The 25,009-nt window shown below is 71.7% G+C and carries 20 protein-coding genes; 9 read left to right on the forward strand and 11 right to left on the reverse strand.

Going from position 1 to position 25,009, the window contains the following annotated elements:
- Positions 1-172: 172 nt before the first annotated feature.
- A complete protein-coding gene (locus ACFVYX_RS15835) occupies positions 173-1,594 on the reverse strand; it encodes a cation:dicarboxylate symporter family transporter (protein ID WP_389681939.1) in 1,422 nt (473 codons plus the stop codon).
- Between the two features lie 195 nt (positions 1,595-1,789).
- Here ACFVYX_RS15835 and ACFVYX_RS15840 point away from each other — a divergent pair, with 195 nt between their 5' ends.
- From ACFVYX_RS15840 to ACFVYX_RS15855, 4 genes are all read left to right on the forward strand, one after another.
- A complete protein-coding gene (locus ACFVYX_RS15840) occupies positions 1,790-3,625 on the forward strand; it encodes an ATP-binding protein (protein ID WP_389681940.1) in 1,836 nt (611 codons plus the stop codon).
- Positions 3,622-4,317 (forward strand): response regulator, encoded by a 696-nt coding sequence (locus ACFVYX_RS15845; RefSeq protein WP_389681941.1) that lies wholly within the window; start codon positions 3,622-3,624, stop codon positions 4,315-4,317. Before ACFVYX_RS15840 ends, ACFVYX_RS15845 begins: the two co-directional genes overlap by 4 nt.
- Positions 4,318-4,525: 208 nt before the next feature.
- Positions 4,526-5,134 (forward strand): helix-turn-helix domain-containing protein, encoded by a 609-nt coding sequence (locus ACFVYX_RS15850; protein ID WP_389682097.1) that lies wholly within the window; start codon positions 4,526-4,528, stop codon positions 5,132-5,134.
- 32 nt (positions 5,135-5,166) lie between these two features.
- Positions 5,167-5,913 carry a tyrosine-protein phosphatase gene (locus ACFVYX_RS15855; protein WP_389681942.1) on the forward strand — a complete coding sequence of 249 codons (747 nt, stop codon included), beginning with the start codon at positions 5,167-5,169 and terminating at the stop codon, positions 5,911-5,913.
- A gap of 43 nt (positions 5,914-5,956) precedes the next feature.
- On the opposite strand, the gene ACFVYX_RS15860 is transcribed toward ACFVYX_RS15855, so the two are convergent.
- The gene (locus ACFVYX_RS15860) at positions 5,957-7,204 is read right to left on the reverse strand and encodes a helix-turn-helix domain-containing protein (RefSeq protein ID WP_389681943.1); all 1,248 of its coding nucleotides are present in this window, start codon (positions 7,202-7,204) and stop codon (positions 5,957-5,959) included.
- Between the two features lie 331 nt (positions 7,205-7,535).
- On the reverse strand, positions 7,536-8,561 hold the full coding sequence (locus tag ACFVYX_RS15865; RefSeq protein ID WP_389681944.1) for an ATP-dependent 6-phosphofructokinase: 1,026 nt from the start codon (positions 8,559-8,561) through the stop codon (positions 7,536-7,538).
- Positions 8,562-8,964: 403 nt separating this feature from the next.
- On the opposite strand from ACFVYX_RS15865, the gene pta reads away from it, so the two are divergent.
- The 3 genes from pta (at position 8,965) to pyk (ending at position 13,824) form a co-directional block, all read left to right on the forward strand.
- Positions 8,965-11,076 carry a phosphate acetyltransferase gene (gene pta, locus ACFVYX_RS15870; protein WP_389681945.1) on the forward strand — a complete coding sequence of 704 codons (2,112 nt, stop codon included), beginning with the start codon at positions 8,965-8,967 and terminating at the stop codon, positions 11,074-11,076.
- Positions 11,073-12,311 carry an acetate kinase gene (locus ACFVYX_RS15875; RefSeq protein ID WP_389681946.1) on the forward strand — a complete coding sequence of 413 codons (1,239 nt, stop codon included), beginning with the start codon at positions 11,073-11,075 and terminating at the stop codon, positions 12,309-12,311. Before pta ends, ACFVYX_RS15875 begins: the two co-directional genes overlap by 4 nt.
- Before the next feature lie 82 nt (positions 12,312-12,393).
- Positions 12,394-13,824 (forward strand): pyruvate kinase, encoded by a 1,431-nt coding sequence (gene pyk / locus ACFVYX_RS15880; RefSeq protein WP_389681947.1) that lies wholly within the window; start codon positions 12,394-12,396, stop codon positions 13,822-13,824.
- A gap of 67 nt (positions 13,825-13,891) precedes the next feature.
- On the opposite strand, the gene ACFVYX_RS15885 is transcribed toward pyk, so the two are convergent.
- The 4 genes from ACFVYX_RS15885 to ACFVYX_RS15900 form a co-directional block, all read right to left on the reverse strand.
- A complete protein-coding gene (locus ACFVYX_RS15885) occupies positions 13,892-15,175 on the reverse strand; it encodes a hypothetical protein (protein WP_389681948.1) in 1,284 nt (427 codons plus the stop codon).
- Positions 15,165-15,713, reverse strand: a complete 549-nt coding sequence (locus tag ACFVYX_RS15890) for a DUF6114 domain-containing protein (RefSeq protein WP_389681949.1) — start codon at positions 15,711-15,713, stop codon at positions 15,165-15,167. Before ACFVYX_RS15890 ends, ACFVYX_RS15885 begins: the two co-directional genes overlap by 11 nt.
- A 105-nt stretch (positions 15,714-15,818) precedes the next feature.
- Entirely contained in the window at positions 15,819-16,499 is a 681-nt protein-coding gene (locus ACFVYX_RS15895) for a DUF6230 family protein (protein WP_389681950.1), read from the reverse strand.
- Between the two features lie 600 nt (positions 16,500-17,099).
- Positions 17,100-18,071 carry a tetratricopeptide repeat protein gene (locus tag ACFVYX_RS15900; protein ID WP_389681951.1) on the reverse strand — a complete coding sequence of 324 codons (972 nt, stop codon included), beginning with the start codon at positions 18,069-18,071 and terminating at the stop codon, positions 17,100-17,102.
- A 299-nt stretch (positions 18,072-18,370) separates the two neighbouring features.
- Here ACFVYX_RS15900 and ACFVYX_RS15905 point away from each other — a divergent pair, with 299 nt between their 5' ends.
- On the forward strand, positions 18,371-18,994 hold the full coding sequence (locus ACFVYX_RS15905) for a TetR/AcrR family transcriptional regulator (protein ID WP_389681952.1): 624 nt from the start codon (positions 18,371-18,373) through the stop codon (positions 18,992-18,994).
- Between the two features lie 105 nt (positions 18,995-19,099).
- Here the strand turns inward: ACFVYX_RS15905 and ACFVYX_RS15910 are convergent, their stop codons facing one another.
- The 3 genes from ACFVYX_RS15910 to ACFVYX_RS15920 form a co-directional block, all read right to left on the reverse strand.
- Positions 19,100-20,800, reverse strand: a complete 1,701-nt coding sequence (locus tag ACFVYX_RS15910) for a methylmalonyl-CoA mutase (RefSeq protein WP_389681953.1) — start codon at positions 20,798-20,800, stop codon at positions 19,100-19,102.
- A gap of 72 nt (positions 20,801-20,872) precedes the next feature.
- Positions 20,873-21,205, reverse strand: coding sequence for a DUF3817 domain-containing protein (locus ACFVYX_RS15915; RefSeq protein ID WP_389681954.1), 333 nt, complete (start codon positions 21,203-21,205; stop codon positions 20,873-20,875).
- Positions 21,206-21,248: 43 nt separating this feature from the next.
- Positions 21,249-21,758 (reverse strand): MarR family winged helix-turn-helix transcriptional regulator, encoded by a 510-nt coding sequence (locus tag ACFVYX_RS15920; protein WP_389681955.1) that lies wholly within the window; start codon positions 21,756-21,758, stop codon positions 21,249-21,251.
- Between the two features lie 208 nt (positions 21,759-21,966).
- Here ACFVYX_RS15920 and ACFVYX_RS15925 point away from each other — a divergent pair, with 208 nt between their 5' ends.
- Positions 21,967-22,998 carry a glycoside hydrolase family 6 protein gene (locus ACFVYX_RS15925; protein ID WP_389681956.1) on the forward strand — a complete coding sequence of 344 codons (1,032 nt, stop codon included), beginning with the start codon at positions 21,967-21,969 and terminating at the stop codon, positions 22,996-22,998.
- Positions 22,999-23,047: 49 nt separating this feature from the next.
- Here ACFVYX_RS15925 and ACFVYX_RS15930 read toward each other — a convergent pair whose 3' ends face one another.
- Positions 23,048-25,009: a galactose oxidase-like domain-containing protein gene (locus ACFVYX_RS15930; protein ID WP_389681957.1), complete on the reverse strand. Its 1,962-nt coding sequence runs from the start codon at positions 25,007-25,009 to the stop codon at positions 23,048-23,050.

Here is a 25,009-nt window from a genome sequence, read left to right on the forward strand (position 1 = left end):
CGGCACGGCGCCCCCGGGGCCCGCCCGGGCACCCGGCCGCAGCGGCGGGGGCCCGCCCGGGGGCCCATCCACCAAAGGCCCCCTGCGCCGCCCCCGAGGGGGCCGCCCTTCTCCCGGTGCCCGGATCCGGCTCAAGGCCCGGGTCCCGGGGGCCGTTCGGACGCCTGATCCGTCAGACGCCCGCGCGGGCCTTCTCCTCGCCCTCCTCGGCCCGCTGGTCCGGGAGCTGGTCCGGGACCTCGGCCGGGGCGTGGTCGTCGACGAGGGTCTTCTCGTCGAACGGGACCCGGCCGGCGAGGACCTCGGAGACCCGCGCCTTGTCGATCTCCTTCGTCCAGGTGCCGACGAGGACGGTGGCGACGGCGTTGCCGGCGAAGTTGGTGAGGGCGCGCGCCTCGCTCATGAAGCGGTCGATGCCGACGATCAGGCCCACGCCGTCCACCAGCTCGGGCCGGTGCGACTGGAGGCCGCCCGCGAGGGTGGCGAGACCGGCGCCGGTGACGCCGGCCGCCCCCTTCGAAGCGATGATCATGAACACGAGGAGCGAGATCTGCTCGCCGACCGAGAGCGGGTCGCCCATCGCCTCGGCGACGAAGAGCGAGGCCATCGTGAGGTAGATGGCGGTGCCGTCGAGGTTGAAGGAGTAGCCGGTCGGCACGGTGATGCCCACGACGGGCTTGCTGACACCCAGGTGCTCCATCTTCGCGATGAGCCGCGGCAGCGCGGACTCCGAGGAGGAGGTGGAGAGGATCAGCAGGAACTCGCGGCCCAGGTACTTCAGGAGCGACCAGATGTTGATCCCGGCGACCAGCCTGAGGAGCGCCCCGAGCACGACGAACACGAAGATCGCGCAGGTCAGATAGAAGCCGATCATGATGACGGCGAGGGACTTGAGGGCGTCCACGCCGGTCGCGCCGACGACGGCCGCGATCGCGCCGAACGCGCCGACCGGGGCGGCCCACATGATCATGCCGAGGATGCGGAAGACGAGCCGCTGGATGTGCCCGATTCCGCGCAGAACCGGTTCTCCGGCGGCGCCCATGGCCTGGAGCGCGAAGCCGGCCAGCAGGGCGACGAGCAGGGTCTGGAGGACCTCGCCCTCGGTGAAGGCGGAGACGAGGGTCTTCGGGATGATCCCGAGCAGGAAGTCCGGCGTGGACTCGCTCGCGCCCTCGGCCTGCTTCGCGCCGGCCTCGGCCAGCTCCTTGGTGAGGTGGAGGCCGGAGCCGGGCTCCAGGAGGTTGCCGACGAGCAGGCCGATCGCGAGTGCGACGGTCGACATGACCATGAAGTAGCCGAGGGCGAGGCCACCGACGGCGCCGACCTTCGCGGCCTTCCGGACCGATCCGACGCCGAGCACGATCGTGCAGAAGATGATCGGCGAGATCATCATCTTGATCAGATTGACGAAGCCGGTGCCCAGCGGCTTGAGCTCGACGGCGACACCGGGCGCCAGGAACCCGACCGCGATGCCGAGCACCACGGCTCCGATGACGGCCAGATACAGATAGTGGGTACGGTCCCGTCGTGCGGCCACGGGGTCCTCCTCGTGCTGATGGGTGTCCACGTCCCGGTGGACTCCGCGACTATCCATCAGCCTGTGACCGGGGTCACGGTTGCGTACGTTTCGTTCACGCGGAGACCGTTTCGGACTGCCCGGGAGGAGGGTCCGACCGCCCGGAGAAGAGGGCCCGGAGCACCCGGAGAAGGGGTTCCGGCCGCTCCGGAGATGAGAACGATTCGGGAACGCAACGCGTCGGCGCAAACTCCGCCGTGCACACTTACCCGCATGCGTCTCCCCCTCCCCCGCCCCCGCAGCCTGGCCGGCCAGCTCTTCGCGATGCAGGTCGTGCTCGTGGCCGTCGTCGTGGCGGGGTGCGCGGTCTTCGCGTACGTCACGGACCGGGCGCAGGCCGAGGAGACCGCGCGGCGCCAGGCCACCGCGACCGCCGCGGCCGTCGCCGACTCCCCGTCGGTGGTCGCCGCGGCCCGCTCCGCCGACCCGACGGCGGTGCTCCAGCCGTACGCCGAGTCCCTGCGCCGCCACGCGGGCGTCGCCTTCGTGGTGATCATGGCCCCCGACGGCACCCGCTGGACCCACCCCGAGCCCGCGCAGATCGGCCGGACGTACCTCGGCCACATCGAGGAGGCGGCGGCGGGCCGGACGTACTCCGAGACCCATCTGGGAGTGCTCGGCCCTTCCGTGCGGACGGTGGCGCCCGTCTTCGACGATGGCCGGGTCGTCGCCCTGGTCAGCGCGGGCATCACGATCGACAAGATCAGTGAGCAGGTACGGGAGCAGGTGACCGCGCTGCTCGGCATGGCGGGCGCGGCGCTCGCGCTCGGCGGCGCGGGGACGTACGTGGTCAACGCGCGCCTCCGCCGCCACACGCACGGCATGAACGCCACGGAGCTGAGCCGGATGCACGACTACCACGAGGCCGCGCTGCACGCGGTCCGCGAAGGGCTCGTGATGCTCGACGGGCGGCGCCGGATCGCCCTGATCAACGACGGGGCGCGGGAGCTGCTCGGCCTGGACGAGGGGGTCGTCGGCCGGCCGGCGGCCGAGCTCGGGCTGCCCGCGCCGCTGGCGGGGGCACTGCTGTCCTCGGAGCCGCGCGTGGACGAGACGCACCTGACGGCCGACCGGGTCCTCGTGGTCAACACCCGCCCGGTGGTGGGCGGGGAGCGGCGCGGGACGGTCGTCACGCTCCGGGACCGCACGGAACTCCAGTCCCTCTCCGGCGAGTTGGACTCCGAGCGCGGGTTCACGGAGGCGCTCCGCTCGCAGGCCCACGAGGCGGCGAACCGGCTGCACACGGTCGTCTCGCTCATCGAACTCGGCCGGGTGGCCGAGGCGGTGGAGTTCGCGACGGCGGAGCTGGAGCTCGCCCAGGCGCTCACCGACCGGGTCGTGGACGCCGTCGGGGAGCCCGTCCTCGCGGCGCTGCTGCTCGGGAAGGCGGCGCAGGCCAACGAGCGGGGTGTGGAACTGGTCCTCACCGAGGACAGCCGCATCGACGACGGGCTCGTACCGGCGGCGCTGCCGGCCCGGGACCTGGTGACGATCCTCGGCAACCTCATCGACAACGCGGTGGAGGCGGCGGGCGGGACGCCGCACGCGCGCGTGACCGTCACGGTGGCGGCCCGCACGGGTGACGGCGAGCTGCTCCTGCGGGTCGGCGACAGCGGCCCCGGCGTCCGGCCTGCCGACCGGGACGCGGTCCTGGGCCGCGGCTGGTCCACCCGGGGGCCGGGCCGCGGCCTCGGCCTGGCCCTGGTCGGCCAGGCGGTGACCCGGGCATCGGGCACGCTCGACCTCACGGACGCGGAGGAGGGCGGGGCGGAGTTCACGGTACGGCTACCGCTGCCGCGCGTGGCCGGGGCGGCGGGCGTGTCCCGGACGGCGGAAGTGACCGGGGCGACGGGCGTGACCGGGCTGTCGCCCGTGTCCGGATCACCGATCGAGTCCGGGTCGGCGCGTGCATCCGGGCTGCCGATCACGTCCGGGCGGCCGGTGGCTTCCGGGCCGGCACCCGGGCCCGCCTCACCGTCTCAGCCCGCCTCACCGCCCGGGCCCGCGACGACGCTCGGCGACGCCGCCGGAGCGGAGGTGACCGCGTGAGCGCGCCGCCCCTCCGGGTGCTCGTCGTCGAGGACGATCCCGTCGCCGCCGACGCCCACGCGCTGTACGCGGGGCGGGTCGAGGGCTTCACCGTCGTCGGGATCGCGCACTCCAGGGCCGCCGCCGTGCGGGTGCTCGACCGTACGCCGGTCGACCTGATCCTGCTCGACCTGTACCTGCCGGACGGCCACGGCCTCCAGCTGCTGCGCGCGCTGCGCGCCGCCGGTCACTCCGCCGACGTCATCGCCGTGACCTCCGCACGTGACCTGGCGGTCGTCCGCGAGGGCGTGTCCCTCGGCGTCGTCCAGTACGTCCTGAAGCCCTTCGCCTTCGCGACCCTCCGGGACCGGCTCGCCCGGTACGCCGAGTTCCGGGCCACCGCCGGCGAGGCCTCCGGGCAGGACGAGGTGGACCGCGCGCTCGCCACCCTCCGCGCCCCGCACCCCGCCACGCTCCCCAAGGGCCTGAGCGCGCCCACCCTGGAATCCGTCACCCGCACCCTCCGGTCCGCCCCGGCCGGGCTCACGGCGGCCGAAGCGGGTACGGCGGTCGGGATCTCCCGGATCACGGCCCGCCGCTACCTGGAGCACCTGGTGACCGAGGGCCGGGCCGTGCGCGCGCCGCAGTACGGCCAGATCGGGCGGCCCGAACTCCAGTACCGCTGGCTCGACGGCCCGACCCGCGGGCAGTGAGCATTCCAAGGTGAACGCGGTCGGTCACTGATCGTTTCCATGGCCACAGCGGTCAGTTACTGATCGGTTCCCACGTTCATACGAACCGTGCACCTTGGGTGAACACACCGTAGCCAGCCATCACATCCGGACCTAGCGTGGCCGGGTGCACCAACCCTCACCTCCTTTCAACGCCCTGGCCGCCCGCCGACTGCGGGAGGCCCTCGGCATGGCCCCCGACCATGTCGCGTACGGCCTGCGCGTCCAGTACGGCCTGTTCGTCACCCCCGACACCGTCCTCGCCTGGGAACGCGGCCGCGCCGCTCCCGGCGAGCAGGAGCTCACCGCCCTCGCCGGCGTCCTGTGGTGCGCCCCCGCCGAACTGATCGCCGCCGCCTCCACCCTGCGCGAGCACCGGCTGGCGCGCGGCCTCGCCGCCGAGGAGCTGGCCCGGCGGGTGGGGGTGACCACGTCCGCGTACCAGCGGATGGAGGAGGAGGGCCGCTGGCACGGCAACGAGCGCCAGACGGCGGCCCTCGCGGAGGTCCTCGGTCTCGGCCCGCGCGCCCTGATCACGGCGACCGGCGGCGACGAACGCCTCGCCGAGCTGCTGCGCGACGCCGCCACCACCCGCTGGCAGGCGTACGTGAAACCGGTGGTGAAGATGGTGCCGCTGCCCAAGCGGACCCTGGAGGCCGCCCTGCAGCGCCTGTACACGGACTACCACGCCCGGATGGCGGCGACGAGCAGCTGGGGCGCGTCCGGCGGGTCCGGCGACGAGGGGCGCGCCTATCTGGCGGAGATCACCGCCCACTTCTGGGCGGCCGTCGGTTCCTAGATCGCCACGGGCCGGAGCCGTAGATTGACGCCGTGAGACGACACATACCCTTCGAACGACTCCACAACTTCCGTGACCTGGGCGGCTATCCGACTGCCGACGGCGGGACCGTGCGGTGGGAGACCCTCTACCGCTCCGACTCCCTCGCCAAGCTGGCGGACGCCGGCCCCACCGACCTGGACCGCTTCCGCGCGCTGCGCGTGGCCACGGTGATCGACCTGCGCTACCCGTGGGAGATCGCCGCCAAGGGCCGTCTGCCGGAGACCGAGGAGGTCTCCTGGCACAACCTCTCCATCGAGCACCGCCCGTACGACCAGGCGGAGATCGACCCGGACCTCGATCCCTGGCGTTACCTCGCCGACCGGTTCGCCGAGGTCGCCGAGGACGGAGCGGTGGAACTCCGCACGGCCCTGGAGCTCATCGCCGCCGCCGACGGGCCGCTCGTCTTCCACTGTGCCTCGGGGAAGGACCGTACGGGTCTGCTCGCCGCCGTCCTCCTCGCCCTCCTCGGGGTCCCGGACGAGGAGATCCTCGCGGACTTCGCGCTCACCGAGCTGGCCACGGAGCGGCTGATCGCCGACTGGCGGGCGGCGCACCCGGGCCGCGAGCTGCGCTGGCCGGGGTACGGCCGGGCGCCGGAGGACATCATCCGGCTCTTCCTCGCGGACCTGCGGGCACGGTACGGCTCGGTGGACGCGTACGTCACGGACCACGTGGGGCTCGACCCGACGGTGGTGACGGCGCTCAGGTCCCGGCTGGTGGAGGCCGCCTCCGCCTAGGCCGGGCCGCTGGGGCGTGTCCGACCATGGGCGTCGGATCCCCTCAGGGCCTGCGCTCGAAGGAGAAGAGCTGGCCCGCGGCGTCCGGCGCGCAGGGCGCCTGGGCGAGACGTGCCCAGGCGGCCGTGCGGTCACCGACGACGGTGACGCAGGTGCCGGGCGTCGCCGAGTCCACCGGGACGATCCGGTAGCCCCGCACGGGAGTGCCGTACGGCTCCAGGGCGAAGGCCTCGACCCGGCTCGGGTCGCCGCACTCGGAGTCCTCGTACGGGGCGTCGGGTATCCGGCCGCCGGAGGGTATGCCGGAGCAGCCGGGGCCGTAGTCGGGATGGTCCGAAACGATCCGCCACCGGCCGCCGGCCACCTCCGCCAGGGAGTAGAGCGGGACCCCCGCCCCGGCGCACGGCAGCTGATGGACCTGGCCTGTCCGGGTGCCGCGTCGCTCCCCGAGGCAGAACTCCGTGCCGGCCACCCGGACGCGTACGTCCCCGGCGGCCGGTGGGACGGGGGCGGCGGGGGTACGGGGCTGCTGTCCGGCAGGTCCGGTACGGCCGTCCCTGAGGGCGGTGACGAGGCTGACGCCGGCGAGGACGAGCCCGGCGACCGCGACCGTGGCGACGAGGGCACGCCGTATCCGGGACCGCCGCGTCGCCCGCCGGGTCATGGGCGGCCCGTCCGGAGGTTCGGCGGCGGCGGGCCAGGGGGCCGGGGAGGCGGACGTGTCGGCGGGACCGCCCACCGCCCGCGCGACGGCACCGGCCGGGCCCTCGGCGGCGGGGTCCGCCCCTGTCACTCGGTCCGTCGCTGTCACGCGTGCCGCCGGCGGGTCCGTCGGCCCGGCCGCGGCCGTCGTCGCCGTCACCTGGTCCGTCGCCGGGCCGGCCGGGTCCGTCGCCCCGGCCTCGTCCGCCGTCCCCGCCGCCGGGCCGGCCGCCGTGCCCGCCCCCACCGGGTCGGCCGCCGTGCCCTCCCCGGCACCACCCGCGTCCGTCGGTGCGTACATCCCCGGGGCCGCGAGCTCCCTCCGTACCGTCCGCCACTCCTCCAGCGCGGCCGGCGAGACCCCGCAGGCGCGGACGAAGGAGGTCAGCAGTTCCTCGCGGGGGAGGGTGGGGCGGGCCAGCATGTTCGCCACGGTGGACCGGGGCAGCACGTCCCCGCGTTCCTCCGCCCGCGCCGAGAGCTCGCGGTAGGTCAGGCCGGACCAGTCCTTGAGGGCCTGGAGCCGCGCGAGGAACTCGGCGGGGGTCCTCGCCCCCCGCGGGTCGGGCGTGTGCTCCCCCGGTGTCATGCGCGCCGCTCCCTTCCGCCGGACAGGGTTGGGACATGTCCGGGACAAGCCCCAAGCCTTGCCGGTCTCGCGCTCCGGCTCAAGAGTGGAGACCCGGCGTTCACGGGGGTGATGCCGGGCACAGCGGAATGGCCCCGGCCGTCCACGGGGGGGACGGCCGGGGCCACTCGGATGGGTCCGGGTCCCGGCGGCGAGCTGGGACGCGTCCGGCAGCGACTCCGGGACGGGACCCGGTGGCGGGCCGGGACGGGTCCGACGGCGGTCCGGGGCGGGGCCGGCAGCGATCCGGGACCGGCCCGCCGGCGACTCCGGGACAGGCCCGGCGCGGGCGTCAGAAGACCGACTCGGCCTCGCGCATGCGGTCCTCGGGAACCGTCTTGAGCCGGGTCACGGCCTCCGCGAGCGGCACCATCTCGATGACCGTGCCGCGCAGCGCCGTCATCCGGCCGAAGTCACCGCGGTGCGCGGCCTCGACCGCGTGCCAGCCGAAGCGGGTGGCGAGCACCCTGTCGTACGCGGTCGGCGTGCCGCCGCGCTGGACGTGCCCGAGGATGACCGGGCGGGCCTCCTTGCCGAGGCGCCGCTCCAGCTCGACGGCGAGCTGGTTGCCGATGCCCTGGAAGCGCTCGTGGCCGAACTGGTCGATCTCGCCCTTCGCGTACTCCATCGAGCCCTCGGCCGGGTGGGCTCCCTCGGCGACACAGATGACGGCGAACTTCTTGCCGCGGGCGAAGCGCTCCTCGACCATCTTGACGAGGTCGTCGACCTCGAAGGGCCGCTCGGGCAGGCAGATGCCGTGCGCGCCGCCGGCCATGCCGGACTCCAGGGCGATCCATCCGGCGTGGCGGCCCATCACCTCGACGACCATCACCCGCTGGTGGGACTCGGCGGTGGTCTTGAGGCGGTCCATGGCCTCGGTGGCGACGCCGACGGCGGTGTCGAAGCCGAAGGTGCGGTCCGTGGAGGAGATGTCGTTGTCGATCGTCTTCGGGACGCCGACGACGGGCATGCCCGCGTCGGAGAGCATCCGGGCGGCGGTCAGGGTGCCTTCGCCGCCGATGGGGATGAGGACGTCGATGCCGTACTCGCGGGCCAGGTCGGGGGCGGACGCGGCGGCCTCGGCCAGCCGGTTCCGCTCCAGCCGGGCCGAGCCGAGGATGGTGCCGCCGCGGGCCAGGATGCCGCTGACGGCGTTCAGGTCGAGGGGGCGGTAGTGGCCGTCGAGAAGGCCCTTGAACCCGTCCTCGAAGCCGATGACTTCGTCGCCGTGACCGGCGAGCGCCCGGTGCACGACCGACCGGATCACTGCGTTCAGGCCGGGGCAGTCGCCGCCTGCGGTGAGAACTCCGATGCGCATCGTGCTGTGTCTCCTGCTCGGTCGCGGTCCGTGTGAGCCATCGCAATTCTCACACGGACGACCTCACGGGCGCGCTCGCCGCCGCTCCGCGCGCGCCGTGGGCGGGCCCCGCGGAGGGCTTGGGTACGGGGCTCGGCGGCCCTTTCGCCACGGGCTCCGGGGCCTTCTCGACCCGGGCTCCGGGGCCGGTTCGGCGCGGGCTTCGGGCCTCTCGTCCGGCGGGCGACGTAACCATCGGCGGGGGTATTGTCAAGGGGGTGATGCCGCCCTATCGGGGCTTTCTGAGGGCAGTGGATTGACAGGCAGCGGATCGGCGGGCAGCCGATCGACAGGCACTGCATCGACAGGCACCGGATCGACGGCAGCACCCCGAGTTCCGCAGGACTGGACAGGAGACCACGGCGTGACGCGCAGCGTGTACGTGACCGGGATCGACCGCGGTGACGGCCGCCAGGTCGTCGAGCTGGGAGTCATGGAGCTCCTGACCCGCCAGGTGGACCGGGTGGGGGTGTTCCGCCCCCTGGTGCACGACGGTCCCGACCGGCTCTTCGACCTGCTGCGTGCCCGCTACCGGCTCTCGCAGGACCCCTCGACGGTCTACGGCATGGACTACCACGAGGCCTCGGACCTGCAGGCCGAGCGGGGCACCGACGAGCTGGTCTCGCGTCTCGTCGACCGTTTCCACGCCGTGGCCCGCGACTACGAGGTCGTCCTCGTCCTCGGCACCGACTTCGCCGCCACCCAGCTCCCCGACGAGCTCGCGCTCAACGCCCGGCTCGCCAACGAGTTCGGCGCCTCCGTCATCCCGGTCGTCGGCGGCAAGGGCCAGCCGGCGGAGTCCGTACGGGCCGAGACGCGCAACGCCTTCCGGGCGTACGCCGGTCTCGGCTGCGACGTCCTCGCGGTGGTCGTCAACCGGGTGGCGGGCGAGGACCGCGAGGCCCTCGCCGAGCGGCTCACCGCCCGGCTGCCCGTCCCCTGTTACGTCCTGCCGGACGAGCCGGCGCTCGCCGCGCCCACCGTCTCCCAGATCACCCACGCGCTCGGCGCCTCCGTCGTCCTCGGCGACCAGGCGGGCCTCGCGCGCGACGCCCTCGACTTCGTCTTCGGCGGCGCCATGCTGCCGAACTTCCTCCACGCGCTGACCCCCGGCTGTCTGGTCGTCACCCCCGGGGACCGGGCCGACCTGGTCGTCGGCGCGCTCGCCGCGCACTCGGCGGGCACCCCGCCGATCGCCGGCGTGCTGCTCACCCTCGACGAGCGGCCCGGCGAGGAGGTCCTGACGCTCGCGGCCCGTCTCGCACCGGGCACCCCGGTCATCTCCGTACCGGGGAACAGCTTCCCGACCGCCGCCGAACTCTTCGCCCTCGAAGGCAAGCTCAACGCGGCGACCCCGCGGAAGGCGGAGACGGCCCTCGGCCTGTTCGAGCGGCACGTGGACACGGCCGACCTCCTCAAGCGGATCTCGGTCGCCCGCAGCGGCCGGGTCACCCCGATGATGTTCGAGCACGAGCTCATCGAGCAGGCCCGCGCCGACCGGCGCCGGGTGGTGCTCCCGGAGGGCACCGAAGAGCGGGTGCTGCGCGCCGCCGACGTACTGCTCCGCCGTGACGTCTGCGACCTGACGCTCCTCGGTGACGTCGAGACCATCCGCAAGAAGGCCGCCGACCTGGGCGTGGACCTGGGCGACACCCAGCTGATCGACCCGGGGACCTCGGAGCTGCGGGACTCCTTCGCGGAGAAGTACGCGGCGCTCCGCGCCCACAAGGGCGTCAGCGTGGAGCTGGCGTACGACGTCGTCTCGGACGTCAACTACTTCGGCACACTGATGGTCCAGGAGGGTCTCGCCGACGGCATGGTCTCCGGTTCCGTGCACTCCACGGCCGCGACGATCCGTCCCGCCTTCGAGATCATCAAGACGAAGCCGGAGGCCTCGATCGTCTCCTCCGTCTTCTTCATGTGCCTGGCCGACAAGGTCCTCGTGTACGGCGACTGCGCGGTCAACCCGGATCCGAACGCGGAGCAGCTCGCGGACATCGCCGCCCAGTCGGCGGCCACCGCCGCCCGCTTCGGCGTCGAGCCGCGGATCGCGATGCTGTCGTACTCCACCGGCACCTCGGGCTCCGGCGCGGACGTCGACAAGGTGCGGGAGGCGACCAAGCTGGTCCGCGAGGCGCATCCGGAGCTGCGGATCGAGGGCCCGATCCAGTACGACGCGGCCGTGGAGCCCTCCGTGGCGGCGACGAAGCTGCCGGACTCGGAGGTGGCGGGGCAGGCGAGCGTCCTGATCTTCCCGGACCTCAACACCGGCAACAACACCTACAAGGCCGTGCAGCGTTCGGCCGGCGCCGTGGCCGTCGGCCCGGTGCTGCAGGGTCTGCGCAAGCCCGTGAACGACCTCTCGCGCGGCGCGCTCGTCAGCGACATCGTCAACACGGTCGCCATCACGGCGATCCAGTCCCAGGTCCCCCGGATTCCCCAGGGACCCGCCCAGGGTCAGGAGTTCCCCGCATGACCGCCCCCACCACCGCGCCCGCGCGGGTGCTCGTCCTCAACTCCGGCTCGTCGTCGGTGAAGTACCAGCTCCTGGACATGCGCGACGACAGCCGTCTCGCCCAGGGGCTCGTGGAGCGCATCGGCGAGGGGACCTCGCGGCTCGTGCACACACCGCTCCAGGGCGGCGGTGCGAAGCGGGAGGCGCACGGCCCGATCCCCGACCACGCGGCCGCGCTGAAGGCGGTCGCGGCGGAGCTTGCGGCGGACGGCCTCGGCCTGGACTCCCCCGAGCTCGCCGCCATCGGCCACCGGGTGGTGCACGGCGGGCTGCGGTTCACCGAGCCGACGGTGATCGACGACGAGGTGCTCGCGGAGATCGAGCGGCTCGTGCCGGTGGCGCCGCTGCACAACCCGGCGAACCTCACGGGCATCCGGACGGCGATGGCGCTCCGCCCCGACCTGCCGCAGATCGCGGTCTTCGACACCGCCTTCCACACGACGATGCCGGAGTCCGCGGCGCGGTACGCGATCGACGTGGAGACCGCCGACGCGCACCGGATCCGGCGGTACGGCTTCCACGGAACCTCGCACGCGTACGTCTCGCGCGAGACGGCGAGGCTGCTCGGCAGGGAGCCGGCGGAGGTGAACGTGATCGTGCTGCACCTGGGCAACGGCGCCTCCGCCTCTGCGGTGCGGGGCGGCCGCTGCGTGGACACCTCGATGGGTCTGACCCCGCTGGAGGGCCTGGTCATGGGCACCCGCTCGGGTGACATCGACCCGGCGGTCACCTTCCACCTGAAGCGGGTGGCGGGCATGGACGAGGACGAGGTCGACGTCCTGCTGAACAAGAAGTCCGGTCTGGTCGGGCTCTGCGGCGACAACGACATGCGGGAGATCCGCCGCCGGATCGACGAGGGCGACGAGCGGGCGGCGCTCGCCTTCGACATCTACGTCCACCGGCTGAAGAAGTACATCGGCGCGTACTACGCGGTGCTCGGCCGGGTGGACGCGGTGGCCTTCACGGCGGGGGTCGGCGAGAACGCGGCCCCGGTGCGGGAGGCTGCCATCGCGGGCCTGGAGGAGCTGGGCCTCGCGGTGGACGCGGGCCTCAACTCCGTACGTTCCGACGAGGCACGGCTGATCTCGCCGGAGTACGCGCGGGTGGCGGTGGCCGTGGTACCGACGGACGAGGAGCTGGAGATCGCGCGCCAGAGTTACGCGCTCGTTCAGAGCCCGGCGAGCTCGAACGAGTGAACGCCTGAGCGGCCCCGCGCCCATTTGTACTTTCCGCCAGACGGAATATTCCGCAGTGAAACAAACCGATAGGATCCGCCTCATGCGCCGTTCCAAAATCGTCTGCACGCTGGGCCCCGCCGTCGACTCGTATGAGCAGCTGAAGGCTCTCATCGAGGCCGGCATGAACGTGGCCCGATTCAACTTCAGCCACGGGTCCCAGGCAGAGCACCAGGAGCGGTACGACCGCGTCCGGCAGGTCTCCGCGGACACCGGTCGCGCCGTCGGCGTCCTCGCCGACCTCCAGGGCCCCAAGATCCGTCTCGAGACCTTCGCCGAGGGCCCCGTCGAGCTGGTGCGCGGTGACGAGTTCACCATCACCACCGAGGACGTCCCCGGCGACAAGTCGATCTGCGGCACCACCTACAAGGGTCTCCCCGGTGACGTCTCCAAGGGCGACCAGGTCCTCATCAACGACGGCAACGTCGAACTGCGGGTCGTCGAGGTCGAGGGCCCCCGGGTCAAGACCATCGTCGTCGAGGGCGGCGTCATCTCCGACCACAAGGGCATCAACCTGCCCGGCGCGGCCGTCAACGTCCCCGCCCTGTCCGAGAAGGACGTCGACGACCTCCGCTTCGCCCTGCGGATGGGCTGCGACATGGTCGCCCTCTCCTTCGTCCGCGATGCCGACGACGTCAAGGACGTCCACAAGGTGATGGACGAGGAGGGCCGCCGGGTCCCCGTCATCGCCAAGGTCGAGAAGCCGCAGGCCGTCGAGAACATGGCCGCCGTCGTCGCCGCCTTCGACGCGGTCATGGTGGCCCGTGGCGACCTCGCCGTCGAGTACCCCCTCGAGAAGGTCCCGATGGTGCAGAAGCGCCTCGTGGAGCTCTGCCGCCGCAACGCCAAGCCGGTCATCGTCGCCACCCAGATGATGGAGTCGATGATCACCAACTCGCGTCCGACCCGCGCCGAGGCGAGCGACGTCGCCAACGCCATCCTGGACGGCGCCGACGCGGTCATGCTGTCGGCCGAGTCCTCGGTCGGCGCGTACCCGATCGAGACCGTGAAGACGATGTCGAAGATCGTCGCCGCGGCCGAGGAGGAGCTGCTCTCCAAGGGCCTCCAGCCCCTGGTCCCGGGCAAGAAGCCGCGCACCCAGGGCGGCTCCGTCGCCCGCGCGGCCTGCGAGATCGCCGACTTCCTCGGCGGCAAGGCGCTGGTCGCCTTCACCCAGTCCGGCGACACGGCCCGCCGTCTCTCCCGCTACCGGACGCAGCAGCCGATCCTCGCCTTCACGACGGACGAGAACACCCGCAACCAGCTCACCCTGAGCTGGGGCGTGGAGTCCTTCCTCGTCCCGTTCGTGGAGACCACCGACGCGATGGTCGACATCGTGGACGCCGAGCTCCTGAAGCTCCAGCGCTACAACGAGGGCGACACCATGGTCATCACCGCCGGCTCGCCCCCCGGCGTCCCCGGCACGACGAACATGGTCCGCGTCCACCACCTCGGCGGCGGCGAGCGCGCCTGACGTCCGAGCCACCCGCGTGACGAAGCCCCCGTCCGGTGGACGGGGGCTTCGTCATGCGCTGTACGGGTCAGCTGGGCTCGATCGTGTTCCTGAGTTCCGGGACCCTGAGGGTGCCGCCGAACTGGCCGGCCTGCTTGAGCTTCACCTTGGTGAACTCGGCGTAGGGGACGTCCAGCGGGGGCGGGGTCTCCGGGCTGAAGGTGACGGGGAAGATACCGAAGAGATTGCCCTTCAGCTCCTCCGTGTACATGGTCACCGTGCCGTCGGTGATGGTTGACGTCTTGCCCTTCGCGGAACGGACGTGCCCCGTGAAGCCCTCGGAGTGGACCGTCAGCTGGTGCAGGTCCCTGATCCCGATCGAGGTCGCGGTGAACTTCAGCACCTTCTTGACCTTGCCACCGTAGGTCTTCACCTCGACGATGCCGTGGTACTTGAGACCGCTCAGCGTGAGCTTCGTGCTCTCCAGGCGCCACGGCTCGTCCGGGAGCAGCGGGAGGCCGGGCTCCAGCTCGGCCGCCGCGAGCGCCTCGGGGTCGGGCTCCGGGCACGGGAAGCGGGGCTTCGCGCCCTCGGGTATGTCCTCGTCCTTCTTGGCGTCGAGGCCCTTGGCGCTCTCCGGCAGCTCCTCGACCTTCACGCCCGCCTTCTCGGCGGCCTTCTCGATCGCGGCCTTGGTCTTCTCGGCGACCGCGTCCGCGGTCGCCTTCGGATCGGTGGCCGCCGGCTTCGTCGCGGTGCTCGCCGGCGCGTCGGGGGCGGTCGCCGGCTTGGCCGGCGCCTCGGTCGTCGGGGCCACCGTCGTGGGCGTGACCGCCGGCTCCGGGTCCGGGCCGTCGAACAGGTCCTTCAGGGCGTCACCGACACCCAGCGGGTCCAGCGGGTTCACCGACTTCGTCGGCGTGGGCGTGGCCGTCGGCGTCGCGGTCGGCGCGGCGGTGGCCTTCGCCTTCTCCTGGGTCTGCTGGGTCGTCGCCTGCCCGGTCTCCGTCGCCGTCGGCGTGGCGGTGGCGCTCGGGGTCGCGGTGGCGGTCGCGCTCGGGGTGGCCGTCGCGGTCGTCGAAGGGGTGGCGGACGGGGTCGGCTTCGCCGTCTCGGCGGGCTTCGTCGACTCCTCGGTCACCGGCTCGTCCGAGCGGGTCACACAGGGACCGGGCGCGAAGGGGATGTCCTTCTCGTCGGCGAGGGCGATCTTGGGCGTGAGGCCCATGCCCACGAACACCGCGGTCGGCATGGCGGCCAGCGCCATCGCCTTGCCCGCGGGGCCCTGGATCCTGTTCAGCAGCGACTTGCGCGGGGCCGCGTGCCGCGGGCCACCCTTCGCGAGCGCCGACTGAGTCTCGTCACCCCGCACTGTTCCTCCCGCCGTTGGCGTCGATCGTCGTTTCGGTCGCGTGGTGCTCCGCCTCGCGCTGCTCCGGGACGCCGGCGGCCCACAGGGCCTCGGCCCCCTCGGAGGCCTCCGGGTGACCGTCGTACTCGGCGTCGACGGCTTCCTCGACCGGTGGCGCGGGCGCCCAGGCGATGGACATGCCGCCACCGACGAGGGCGAGCAGGAAGCCGACGAGCAGACCGCCGAAGTTCGACACCGGGATGGAGACCAGCCCCAGCACGATCGACGCGACACCCGCGAAGACCCGCACGATGGGCTGGAACCACATCGTCAGTCCGAGCGTGATGAGCAGCACGCCGATGATCAGCGCGCCGGATCCGGCGGTCGTCTTCATCGCCAGGGTGACGTTGCCGAGCCGCATGTCCCCGTAGGGGAGGTAGGCGATCGGCAGACCACCGAGGAGGGTGAACAGTCCGGCCCAGAAGGGCCGGGTCTGCCGCCAGACCTTGAACCGGTTGTCCTCGGGGACTCCGTGGGAGGCAGGGGTCTCGGCGCTCATGGAAACAGCTCCCTGGAAGCGGTGTTGCTGAGAAGAGGTGGAGAAGCGGGGACGCGCCCCGAAGCGGGTACGGACCGCCGAGGCGGCCCGCACCCTGGGGCCGGATCAGCCCTTGAAGCACTCCTTCGCGGTGCCCCGGTGCAGGGACAGGCTCAGGTCGGGAAGGCGGAAGGTGGCGGCCGTGGTGGCCCAGGCCTTCTGCCTGACGTTCGTCAGCGTGACGTTCTCGGCACGCTGCGCGAAGCCGTTCTTGTTGTAGCTCTTCGGGTCGACGCCGGGCTGGGTGCCCTGCCCGCCGTCCTTCTTGGGGAGAGCGCCGGCCGCGACACCGATGTCGATGTTGCTGAACGTGGCGTCGGCCTCGAGGTCGGAGACGTCGAGGTAGAGCTCCTTGGCGTAGACCTGCGAGTCCTTGTCGCCGCCCTTGGCCTTGTCGCTGTCACCCGCCGTCAGGCGGAGGGTGATGTCGCCGAGCCCGGGGACCGGCGTCACGACCGACTGGCACATGTTGGTGATATGGGCGTTGTCGAAGCCGGACACCGCGACCGGGGCCGCGAACGGCTGGCCCTCCAGGGTGTTGCCCTGGGCGACACTGCCGTACTGAACGAACTGCTCACCGACAAGGCTGTCGGTGGAGACCTTGAACTCCTGGCCGGAGATGGCGAAGGACGCGGCCAGCGCGCCCTGGGCCAGGCCGACACCGATCGCGGCCGTCGCGGCCACGCTCGGGACCATGACGACGGCGAACCGCTTCCATCTGGTTCCGCCACGCACCTGGGACTTCATGAGAATTCCTCCTTCTCGGACGTACATCTCCGGAAGGGCCCGGGGCCCCTCCTGGGATGGGAGAAGAGCTACGTCCTCGGGAAGGAGAGCGCCGAGGCATCAGGCGGCGCGATGCGCGTCCGAATCACCGGCGATCACCCCCGAGCGACAACCTTGGGCCACGCCTTTGAGCGCGGCCTGATGGACAGGCCCCGTTCGGTGAGAGCGGGAACCCCCCTGTCCACGACCGGTGCCGTGGCACCGGTCCGCCCGGTGGGGACCTTCGCCGCGGACCCGGTTGGTTGCCGGGGTGGTGCGGTTCGGACCGAGCGTCGCCGATCGTGGTCCATTCCGCGTCCCCGCACAAGGGGTTCGTTACCGGCTAGTAACGGGTGGATAACCGCGCCATGGCGGGACGGGATCGAACGGGCACGCAGGGTACGTTCGATCGTCCGGGAATATCACCGGATCACCGCATGAATCCGGACAGAAAGCCGGGTTCGATTTACTGCAAGTAACAGCGGCCGCGATTACCAAGTTTTGGTAAAGCACGGCCGCCTTTTGTCACTGTGTTGCCAAGTCGTCAGAGGGTCCGGCGCTCCGAAGGAGGCCGGAAAGACCTCAGAACAGCACCCGGGCCAGGGCCTGGCGGGCCGTCATGACCCTCGGGTCCTCGGCGCCGATCACCTCGAACAGCTCCAGGAGCCGCAGCCGCGCCGCGTCCCTGTCCTCGCCCGCCGTGCGGCGCACGGTCTCCACGAGGCGCCCGAAGGCGTCCTGCACGTGACCGCCCACCAGATCGAGGTCGGCGGCGGCGATCTGCGCGGTGACGTCGGCCGGGTTCTCCGCGGCGTTCTTGCGGACGGCGGCCGCGTCCAGGTCCTGCACCCGGGCGAGCAGTTCCGCCTGGGCGAGGCCGAGCTTGGCCTCCGGGTGGGCCGGGTCGTCGGCGAGCACGTTCTTGTAGGCCTGGACCGCGCCGGCCAGGTCGCCCGCGTCGAGCGCGGACAGGGCCGCTTCGAGGAGGGCGTCGTACGGGCCGGCCACCGGGCGCTCGGCCGGCGCGTCGGCCGCGGAGGCGTCCGCGTCGACGGCGATGCCGGTGAGGCCGAAGCGCTCCTCGCCGATCTGGATCAGCTGGTCGAGGGTCTCGCGGATCTGGGCCTCGGGCACGGCGCCCTGGAAGAGCGGCAGCGCCTGGCCGGCGACCACCGCGAAAACGGCCGGAATTCCCTGGATGCCGAACTGCTGCATCAGCATCTGGTTGGCGTCGACGTCGATCTTGGCGAGCAGGAAGCGGCCGTTGTACTCGACAGCGAGCCGCTCCAGGAGGGGGCCGAGCTGCTTGCAGGGCTCGCACCACTCGGCCCAGAAGTCGAGGACGACCGGGACCTCGGCCGAGCGCTGGAGCACATCGCGCTCGAAGCCGGCCTCGTCGACGTCGATCACCAGCGCGGACGGGGGCACCGCGGCGGAGCCACCCTGCCGGGCCGCTTCGGCGCGCGCCTGCTCCGCCTTCGCCTTGGCCTCTCCGGCCGCCTTCACCGCGGCGAGATCGACGACGCCGCTCATGGACATGTTTCGGGGCTGCATGCGTACATCCTCCCCCTTCCGCGCGCGTAACCGGTAAGTCATGGCTGAACCGTGCCGTCCGCACGTCCCCCGCCGGTGTGCGAGACGTGCGGGCGACACGGTTCCTCGTCTTCGGTTCGCGCCGGGTCCCCACCCGGCGCGGTGGTTGTCGCTCAGGCCGCTCAATGCCTTTCGCTACAGGTCGTAGCGTAACTCTCACGAGGGATCCGGGGGGAGGGCCGGGGCCCGATCCGTGCGGTGAACTGCCTCACACGCCGGGCCTCTGACGCCGTACCTACCGGCGGGTATGGTCGACCTTCATGTGTAGCCGCACCAACCCCCGCAGCCGTACCGGGCGCCCCCGCTCCCCCGAGGCCGACACGGCCATCCTGGAGGCGACCCGCGCGGCCCTGGTCGAGCTCGGCTGGTCCAAGCTCACGATGGGGGACGTCGCCGGCCGCGCCGGGGTTGCGAAGACGACCCTCTACCGCCGCTGGGCCAACAAGAACGAACTCGTGGTGGACGCCGTCGCCGTCCTCTTCGATGAACTCGAACTGCCCGACCTCGGTTCCCTCCAGGCCGACATCGAGCATGTGGTCCTGCAGTTCGCGGCCCTCCTCGAACGCCCCGAGACCAAGACGGCCCTGATGGCGGTGGTGGCCGAGTCGACCCGCGACGAGCCGCTGCGCACCCGTATACGGACCTCGATCGTCGACCGGCAGAAGCGGCTGGTCCTGGAGGGCCGGATGCGGGCGCAGCGGCGCGGCGAGCTGCCGGCGGACCGCGATCCGGCCGCTGTGGACGCCACCGACGACCTGATCTTCGACGTCATCGCGGGCGCGGTGGTGCACCGGGCGCTGGTGAGCGCGGAACCGGTCGACGGGGAGTGGGTGGCGCGCCTCTCCGCTCTCCTCGTGGGAGGCCTCGGCTCCCTGGCGTCGTGAGGTCCTCCCTGGCGTCGTGAGCTCCGGCGTACGCGTCAGGGGCGGTACGGGAGTTCCCGTACCGCCCCTGAGTCCGTCAGGTCGGGCGTCGGAAGCCCGGGGCCGTCAGAAGCCGGGCGGCTCCGTGTAGACGCCCCACTCGTCGCGCAGCGCGTCACAGATCTCGCCGAGCGTGGCCTCGGCCCGTACGGCGTCCAGCATCGGGGCGATCATGTTCGATCCGTCCCGGGCGGCCTTCAGCATGGCGTCGATCGAGTCGCGGACCCTGGCGTCGTCACGGCGGGCCTTGCGCTCGCCGAGGGCCTGCACCTGGTCCCGCTCGACCTCGTGGCTGACGCGGAGGATCTCCAGGTCGCCGGTGACCGAGCCGTGGTGGACGTTGACGCCGACGACCCGCTTGTCGCCCTTCTCGAGGGACCGCTGGTACTGGAAGGCGGACTCGGCGATCTCGCCGGTGAACCAACCGTCCTCGATGCCGCGCAGGATGCCGGAGGTGATCGGCCCGATGGGGTGCTGCCCGTCCGGGTGGGCGCGGCGGCCGCGCTCCTTGATCTGGTCGAAGATCTTCTCGGCGTCGGCCTCGATGCGGTCGGTGAGCTGCTCGACGTACCAGGAGCCGCCCAGCGGGTCGGCGACGTTGGCGACGCCGGTCTCCTCCATCAGGACCTGCTGGGTGCGCAGGGCGATCTCGGCGGCCTGCTCGCTGGGGAGCGCGAGGGTCTCGTCGAGGGCGTTGGTGTGGAGGGAGTTGGTGCCGCCGAGGACGGCGGAGAGGGCCTCGACCGCGGTCCGTACGACGTTGTTGTAGGGCTGCTGGGCGGTGAGGGAGACACCGGCGGTCTGGGTGTGGAAGCGGAGCCACTGGGCCTTGTCGGTCTTCGCTCCGTAGACCTCCTTCATCCAGCGGGCCCAGATGCGGCGGGCGGCGCGGAACTTGGCGATCTCCTCGAAGAAGTCGAGGTGGGCGTCGAAGAAGAAGGAGAGGCCGGGGGCGAAGACGTCGACGTCGAGGCCGCGGGAGAGGCCGAGCTCGACGTAGCCGAAGCCGTCGGCGAGGGTGTACGCGAGCTCCTGCGCGGCCGTCGCCCCGGCCTCGCGGATGTGGTAGCCGGAGACGGAGAGCGGCTTGTACGCGGGGATGCCCTGCGCGCAGTGCTCCATGAGGTCGCCGATGAGGCGCAGATGGGGCTCGGGCTCGAAGAGCCACTCCTTCTGCGCGATGTACTCCTTGAAGATGTCGGTCTGGAGCGTGCCGTTGAGCACGGCCGGGTCGACGCCCTGGCGTTCGGCGGCGACCAGGTACATGCAGAAGACGGGCACGGCGGGGCCGGAGATCGTCATCGAGGTGGTGACGTCGCCGAGCGGGATGTCCTGGAAGAGGACCTCCATGTCGGCGGCGGAGTCGATGGCGACGCCGCAGTGGCCGACCTCGCCGAGCGAGCGGGGGTCGTCGGAGTCGCGGCCCATGAGGGTGGGCATGTCGAAGGCGACGGAGAGGCCGCCGCCGCCGGCGGCCAGGATCATCTTGTACCGCTCGTTGGTCTGCTCGGCGTTGCCGAAGCCGGCGAACTGGCGGATGGTCCAGGTCCGGCCCCGGTAGCCGGTCGCGTGGAGTCCCCGGGTGTACGGGTACTCACCGGGCCAGCCGATGCGCTCGAACCCCTCGTAGGTGTCGCCGGGGCGGGGCCCGTAGACGGGCTCGACGGCGTCGCCGGAGAGCGTGGTGAAGTCGGCGTCCCGCTTGCGGGCCTTGTCGTAACGGGCCTGCCAGCGTTGGCGGCCTTCCTCGATTCCGTCAGCGTCCATGCTTCGAATTTACTAGGACGTCCTAGTAAATGTCGATGGCAAACCTCCGCACATATGTGCGGAGGTGGGGGGTCAGGCCTTGGCCGGCTCCGGCCGCGCGCCGCTGACCAGCGGAAGCGTCTCGGCGACGACCTTGCGCTCGACGAAGAAGGCGGCGAAGGGAATCGTGCCGGACAGCAGCACCCAGAGCAGCTTCCCGAACGGCCACTTCGCCTTGGACCCCAGGTCGAAGGCGAAGATCAGGTAGATGATGTAGAGGACACCGTGGGCCTGGGAGACCGCGAAGGTCACGTCCTCGCCCATGTCGAACCCGTACTTGAAGACCATGCAGGTGCACAGCACGAGCAGCATGACGGCGGTGATGTACGCCATGACGCGGTAACGGGTCAGCACGCTGGATTTCATGCCGTCGAGCGTAACCGCACGTTCCAGGCGATCTTCGCGCGGGTCAGGACTCGCCGAAGTCGTGCGCCGCGACCCGGAGCGGGCGGAGCATCGCGAAGATCTCCGCGCACTCCTCGGCGTCGTACGCCCCGAGCCCGAAGTCCATCTCCATCAGGTCGCGGGTCGCCGCCTCGACCACCTCGCGGCCCTTCTCCGTGATGGTCGCCAGGGTGCCGCGGCCGTCGTTCGGATTGGGGCGCTTGGCGACCAGGCCCGACTTCACGAGGCGGTCCACCGTGTTCGTCACCGAGGTCGGGTGGACCATCAGCCGCTCGCCGATCTTCGACATCGGCAGCTCGCCCGCCTTCGAGAAGGTGAGCAGCACCAGGGCCTCGTACCGCGCGAAGGTCAGGCCGTACGGCTTGACGACGGCGTCGACCTCCGCGAGGAGGATCTGATGGGCGCGCATGATCGAGGTGATCGCGGCCATCGAGGGGACCGGGCCCCAGCGCTTCTGCCAGAGCTCGTCGGCTCGGGCGATGGGGTCGAAGGGGAGACTGAGCGGCTTCGGCACGCGTCGACCTTACCGACTGGTCACATGCCGGTCAGCCCCGTCTCGCCTTTCGGTCGCCCGCCTCCGTCGCCCGCGTGCCCGCCGTCCGCTGTACGAGCGGACCCCGCCGGGGATCACGGTGTCGCAGCCCTGAAGCGGCGGACCGCCATGCCACGATGGTCCGGATTGTCATGGAAAATATCGTTCCGTACCCGACCCTGGGGGCCGGATGTCCCGCCGCACCGTCACCGCCGTCGCCCTGACTCTCGTCTCCGCGCTGCTCCTGACCGGGTGCGGCGAGGACGAGCCCCGGAAGGGTCCCGTCGGCCCGCCGTCCAAGCGGGGCGAGGCCGCGGCCCCCGCGAGCGGTTCGCCGTTCTGGGTCGACCCGGAGAGCGACGCGGCCAAGCAGGTCCGGCAGTACGAGGCGCAGGGCAGGACCGAGGACGCCAGGGTCCTGAAGCGGATCGCCGACCGGCCGGTCGCGGACTGGCCGGCCGGGGACGACCCCGTCCCGGAGATCACGCGGGCGGTCCGGGGCGCGGCGGCGGAGAACCGTACGGCCGTCTTCGTGGCGTACAACATCCCGCACCGCGACTGCGGGATGTACTCGGCCGGCGGCTCGCACGACGCGGGGGCCTACCGGAACTGGATCGACTCCTTCGCCACGGCGATCGGGGAGGCCTCGGCGATCGTCGTCCTGGAGCCCGACGCGGTGCCGCACATCGTGGACGGCTGCACCCCGGCCCAGTACCACGACGAGCGGTACGAGCTGCTCGCCGGGGCGATCGAGCGGCTCAAGCGGCAGCCCCGCACCCGGGTGTACCTGGACGCGGGCAACCCGGACTGGATCGACGACCCGGGCAAGCTGGTGGAGCCGCTGCGCCGGGCGGGGGTGGCCAGGGCGGACGGCTTCTCGCTGAACGTCTCCAACTTCCAGACGAACGACACTGTGCGGAACTTCGGCGCCGTGCTCTCCGGGCTGCTCGGCGGCACCCACTTCACGGTGGACACCAGCCGCAACGGCGACGGCCCCCTCCCGGGTGACCGGGCGGAGGCCTGGTGCAATCCGCCGGGCCGGGCCCTCGGCGTACCGCCGACGGACCGGACCGGGGACGAGCTGGTCGACGCGTATCTGTGGATCAAGCGGCCCGGCGAGTCGGACGGCCAGTGCCGGGGCGGCCCGGCGGCCGGGACCTGGTGGCCGGAGTACGCCCTGGGCCTGGCGCGCAGGGCGAAGTCCTCGTCGGACACCCCCTAGGGGGTGCCTTGGCGAGCCCGGCCTGATCGACAGAAGGACTCCCCTGGCGTCATTTCACCTGGATCCACTTCGCCTCGGACGGGATGCCGTTCACGTCGGTGACGAAGAGCATGTACCAGCCGGGCGGGACGAGGGTCCGGTCCCGCGGTACGTCGATGGTGACGGTCATCCCGTCCCGGCTCTTCGTCAGGCCGAGCTCGACCGAGCGCTGTTCGACGTCCGTGGTGTGGGTGACGGCGCTCGGCCGCATCAGCCGGGCCTTGACGATCCGGCCGGCGTCCTTGGTCTTGAAGGTGGCGCGGCCGTTCTGGTCGAGTTCCTGCGAGCCCTCGCCGAGGACGGGCCGGTCGTCGCCCGCCTTGTGGAGATAGGGCGGGGTGAAGACCTCGATGCGCTGCTCGAAGGTGCCGAGCCTGGTGTTGTCCTTGTCGTCGAAGAGCGGGTCGGAGCCGAAGGTGGCGACCCGGCCGTCGGGCAGCAGCAGCGCCTCGGAGTGGTAGTTGCGGCCGACGGTGGGTTCGGCGGCCTCGGTGAAGGCGTTGGCCCTCGGGTCGTAGAACTGCGCCTTCAGGATGTCGCTGCCGCTGCGGCCCCGGTAGTCCTCGGATCCGCCGGTCGTGAAGACCGTGTCGTCGGGGAGCAGGACGCTGCTGAGGTAGCGGGTGCCCTGCGGGAGCGCCGGCCCGTCCGTGAAGACGGGGCTGTCCTTGGAGAGGTCGATGATGGAGGTGCGGGCGGTGGACTTGGACGACTCGCCGACGCCTCCGCCGCCGAGGACCATGACCTTCTGGTTCTGGACGGGGGGCAGCATCAGGGAGGCGGAAGTCTCCAGCTGGTCGGGGTCGGTGAGCCCGCCGAGCTTGGTGAAGGAGTTCTTCTTCAGGTCCCACAGGCCCGGTTCGCGGCCCTTCTCCGCGGGGCCGTAACCGGCGTTGGAGCCGCTGTAGAGGAGCTTGCCGCCCTTGGTGAGGAAGAGGGAGGGGTAGGTGGGGAAGTAGCGGAAGGGGCCCTTGGACCACTTCTTGGTCTCGGGGTCGTAGATCTCGTTGTCGCCGGGGACGACGTCGCCGACGTCGTTGAGCCCGGAGACGGCGAGGACCTTGCCGTCGTCGAGGGTGACGAGCGTGGGGTACCAGCGGGCGTCCTTCATGGGGGCGACCGGGATGTACTTCTCGGCCTTCGGGTCGAACTCGTAGGCGCTCTTGATGCCCTGGAAGTCCTGCTTCTCGGTGGTGAGCTTCTGCGCGATGCCGTAGACGTTGTCGGCGGCCTCGCCCTTGAGGCCGACGACCTCGTACTGGGCGGCCTCGGTGGTGAGGGCCTGCGGGCCCTCCTTCCGCGCCTCGACGAAGACCCGGGCCTCGGCGGCGGTGACCTTCGTCTTCCACGGCTTCATCTGGCCGCTCTTGAAGTACGAGATCTCGAACTCGCGCTTGGCCTTGGGGACGGTCACGTCGAACTTGGAGACGTACTCGACTCCGGACGGGGAGCGGAAGACGGTCCCCTTCTTCAGCGTGACCGCCTTGTCGGGGCTCTCGTTCTTGACCCGCATGCCGCCGCCGGCCTTCTTGACCTCGCCGCCCAGGATCTCGTACCGGGCGGTGCCGCCGGCGACGAGCAGCCGGCCGTCGGGGAGCTGGGTGTGGCCGGCGCAGAAGAAGTCCTCGGGGGTGGGGATCTTCTTGAAGGTGTTCTTCACCGGGTCCCAGAGGACGGTCACGAAGGTCCCGGCGTCGAAGTTCTTCTGACTGTTGCCCGAGCCTGCGATCAGCAGCACCTTGCCGGTGTGGAGGAGGGCCGCGTGGATGGCGTTGACGCTGTACGGGGCGGGGACGTCGACCGGTGCCCAGGAGCCGAAGACCCGCTTGTAGCCGGGCTGGGCGATCTTGTAGGCGTGGTACTTCTCCTCGGCGAAGGAAACGGCGGCGGGCGCGTTGAGCGCCGCGAGGACGAGGACCGCGCCGCTGCCGAACAGTGTCTTCTTGAACTTCTTCGACGGCCGGTAGGCCAT

This window comes from Streptomyces sp. NPDC058326, from assembly GCF_042879855.1.
GTDB lineage: Bacteria > Actinomycetota > Actinomycetes > Streptomycetales > Streptomycetaceae > Streptomyces.

Excerpts from the sequence above, each read along its gene's own strand:
- ACFVYX_RS15835 (WP_389681939.1), bottom strand. The coding sequence starts at position 1,594 with ATGGATAGTCGCGGAGTCCACCGGGACGTGGACACCCATCAGCACGAG.
- ACFVYX_RS15840 (WP_389681940.1), top strand. The coding sequence starts at position 1,790 with ATGCGTCTCCCCCTCCCCCGCCCCCGCAGCCTGGCCGGCCAGCTCTTC.
- ACFVYX_RS15850 (WP_389682097.1), top strand. The coding sequence starts at position 4,526 with ATGGCCCCCGACCATGTCGCGTACGGCCTGCGCGTCCAGTACGGCCTG.
- ACFVYX_RS15860 (WP_389681943.1), bottom strand. The coding sequence starts at position 7,204 with ATGACACCGGGGGAGCACACGCCCGACCCGCGGGGGGCGAGGACCCCC.
- ACFVYX_RS15865 (WP_389681944.1), bottom strand. The coding sequence starts at position 8,561 with ATGCGCATCGGAGTTCTCACCGCAGGCGGCGACTGCCCCGGCCTGAAC.
- ACFVYX_RS15875 (WP_389681946.1), top strand. The coding sequence starts at position 11,073 with ATGACCGCCCCCACCACCGCGCCCGCGCGGGTGCTCGTCCTCAACTCC.
- pyk (WP_389681947.1), top strand. The coding sequence starts at position 12,394 with ATGCGCCGTTCCAAAATCGTCTGCACGCTGGGCCCCGCCGTCGACTCG.
- ACFVYX_RS15890 (WP_389681949.1), bottom strand. The coding sequence starts at position 15,713 with ATGAGCGCCGAGACCCCTGCCTCCCACGGAGTCCCCGAGGACAACCGG.
- ACFVYX_RS15895 (WP_389681950.1), bottom strand. The coding sequence starts at position 16,499 with ATGAAGTCCCAGGTGCGTGGCGGAACCAGATGGAAGCGGTTCGCCGTC.
- ACFVYX_RS15900 (WP_389681951.1), bottom strand. The coding sequence starts at position 18,071 with ATGCAGCCCCGAAACATGTCCATGAGCGGCGTCGTCGATCTCGCCGCG.
- ACFVYX_RS15905 (WP_389681952.1), top strand. The coding sequence starts at position 18,371 with ATGTGTAGCCGCACCAACCCCCGCAGCCGTACCGGGCGCCCCCGCTCC.
- ACFVYX_RS15910 (WP_389681953.1), bottom strand. The coding sequence starts at position 20,800 with ATGGACGCTGACGGAATCGAGGAAGGCCGCCAACGCTGGCAGGCCCGT.
- ACFVYX_RS15915 (WP_389681954.1), bottom strand. The coding sequence starts at position 21,205 with ATGAAATCCAGCGTGCTGACCCGTTACCGCGTCATGGCGTACATCACC.
- ACFVYX_RS15925 (WP_389681956.1), top strand. The coding sequence starts at position 21,967 with ATGTCCCGCCGCACCGTCACCGCCGTCGCCCTGACTCTCGTCTCCGCG.
- ACFVYX_RS15930 (WP_389681957.1), bottom strand. The coding sequence starts at position 25,009 with ATGGCCTACCGGCCGTCGAAGAAGTTCAAGAAGACACTGTTCGGCAGC.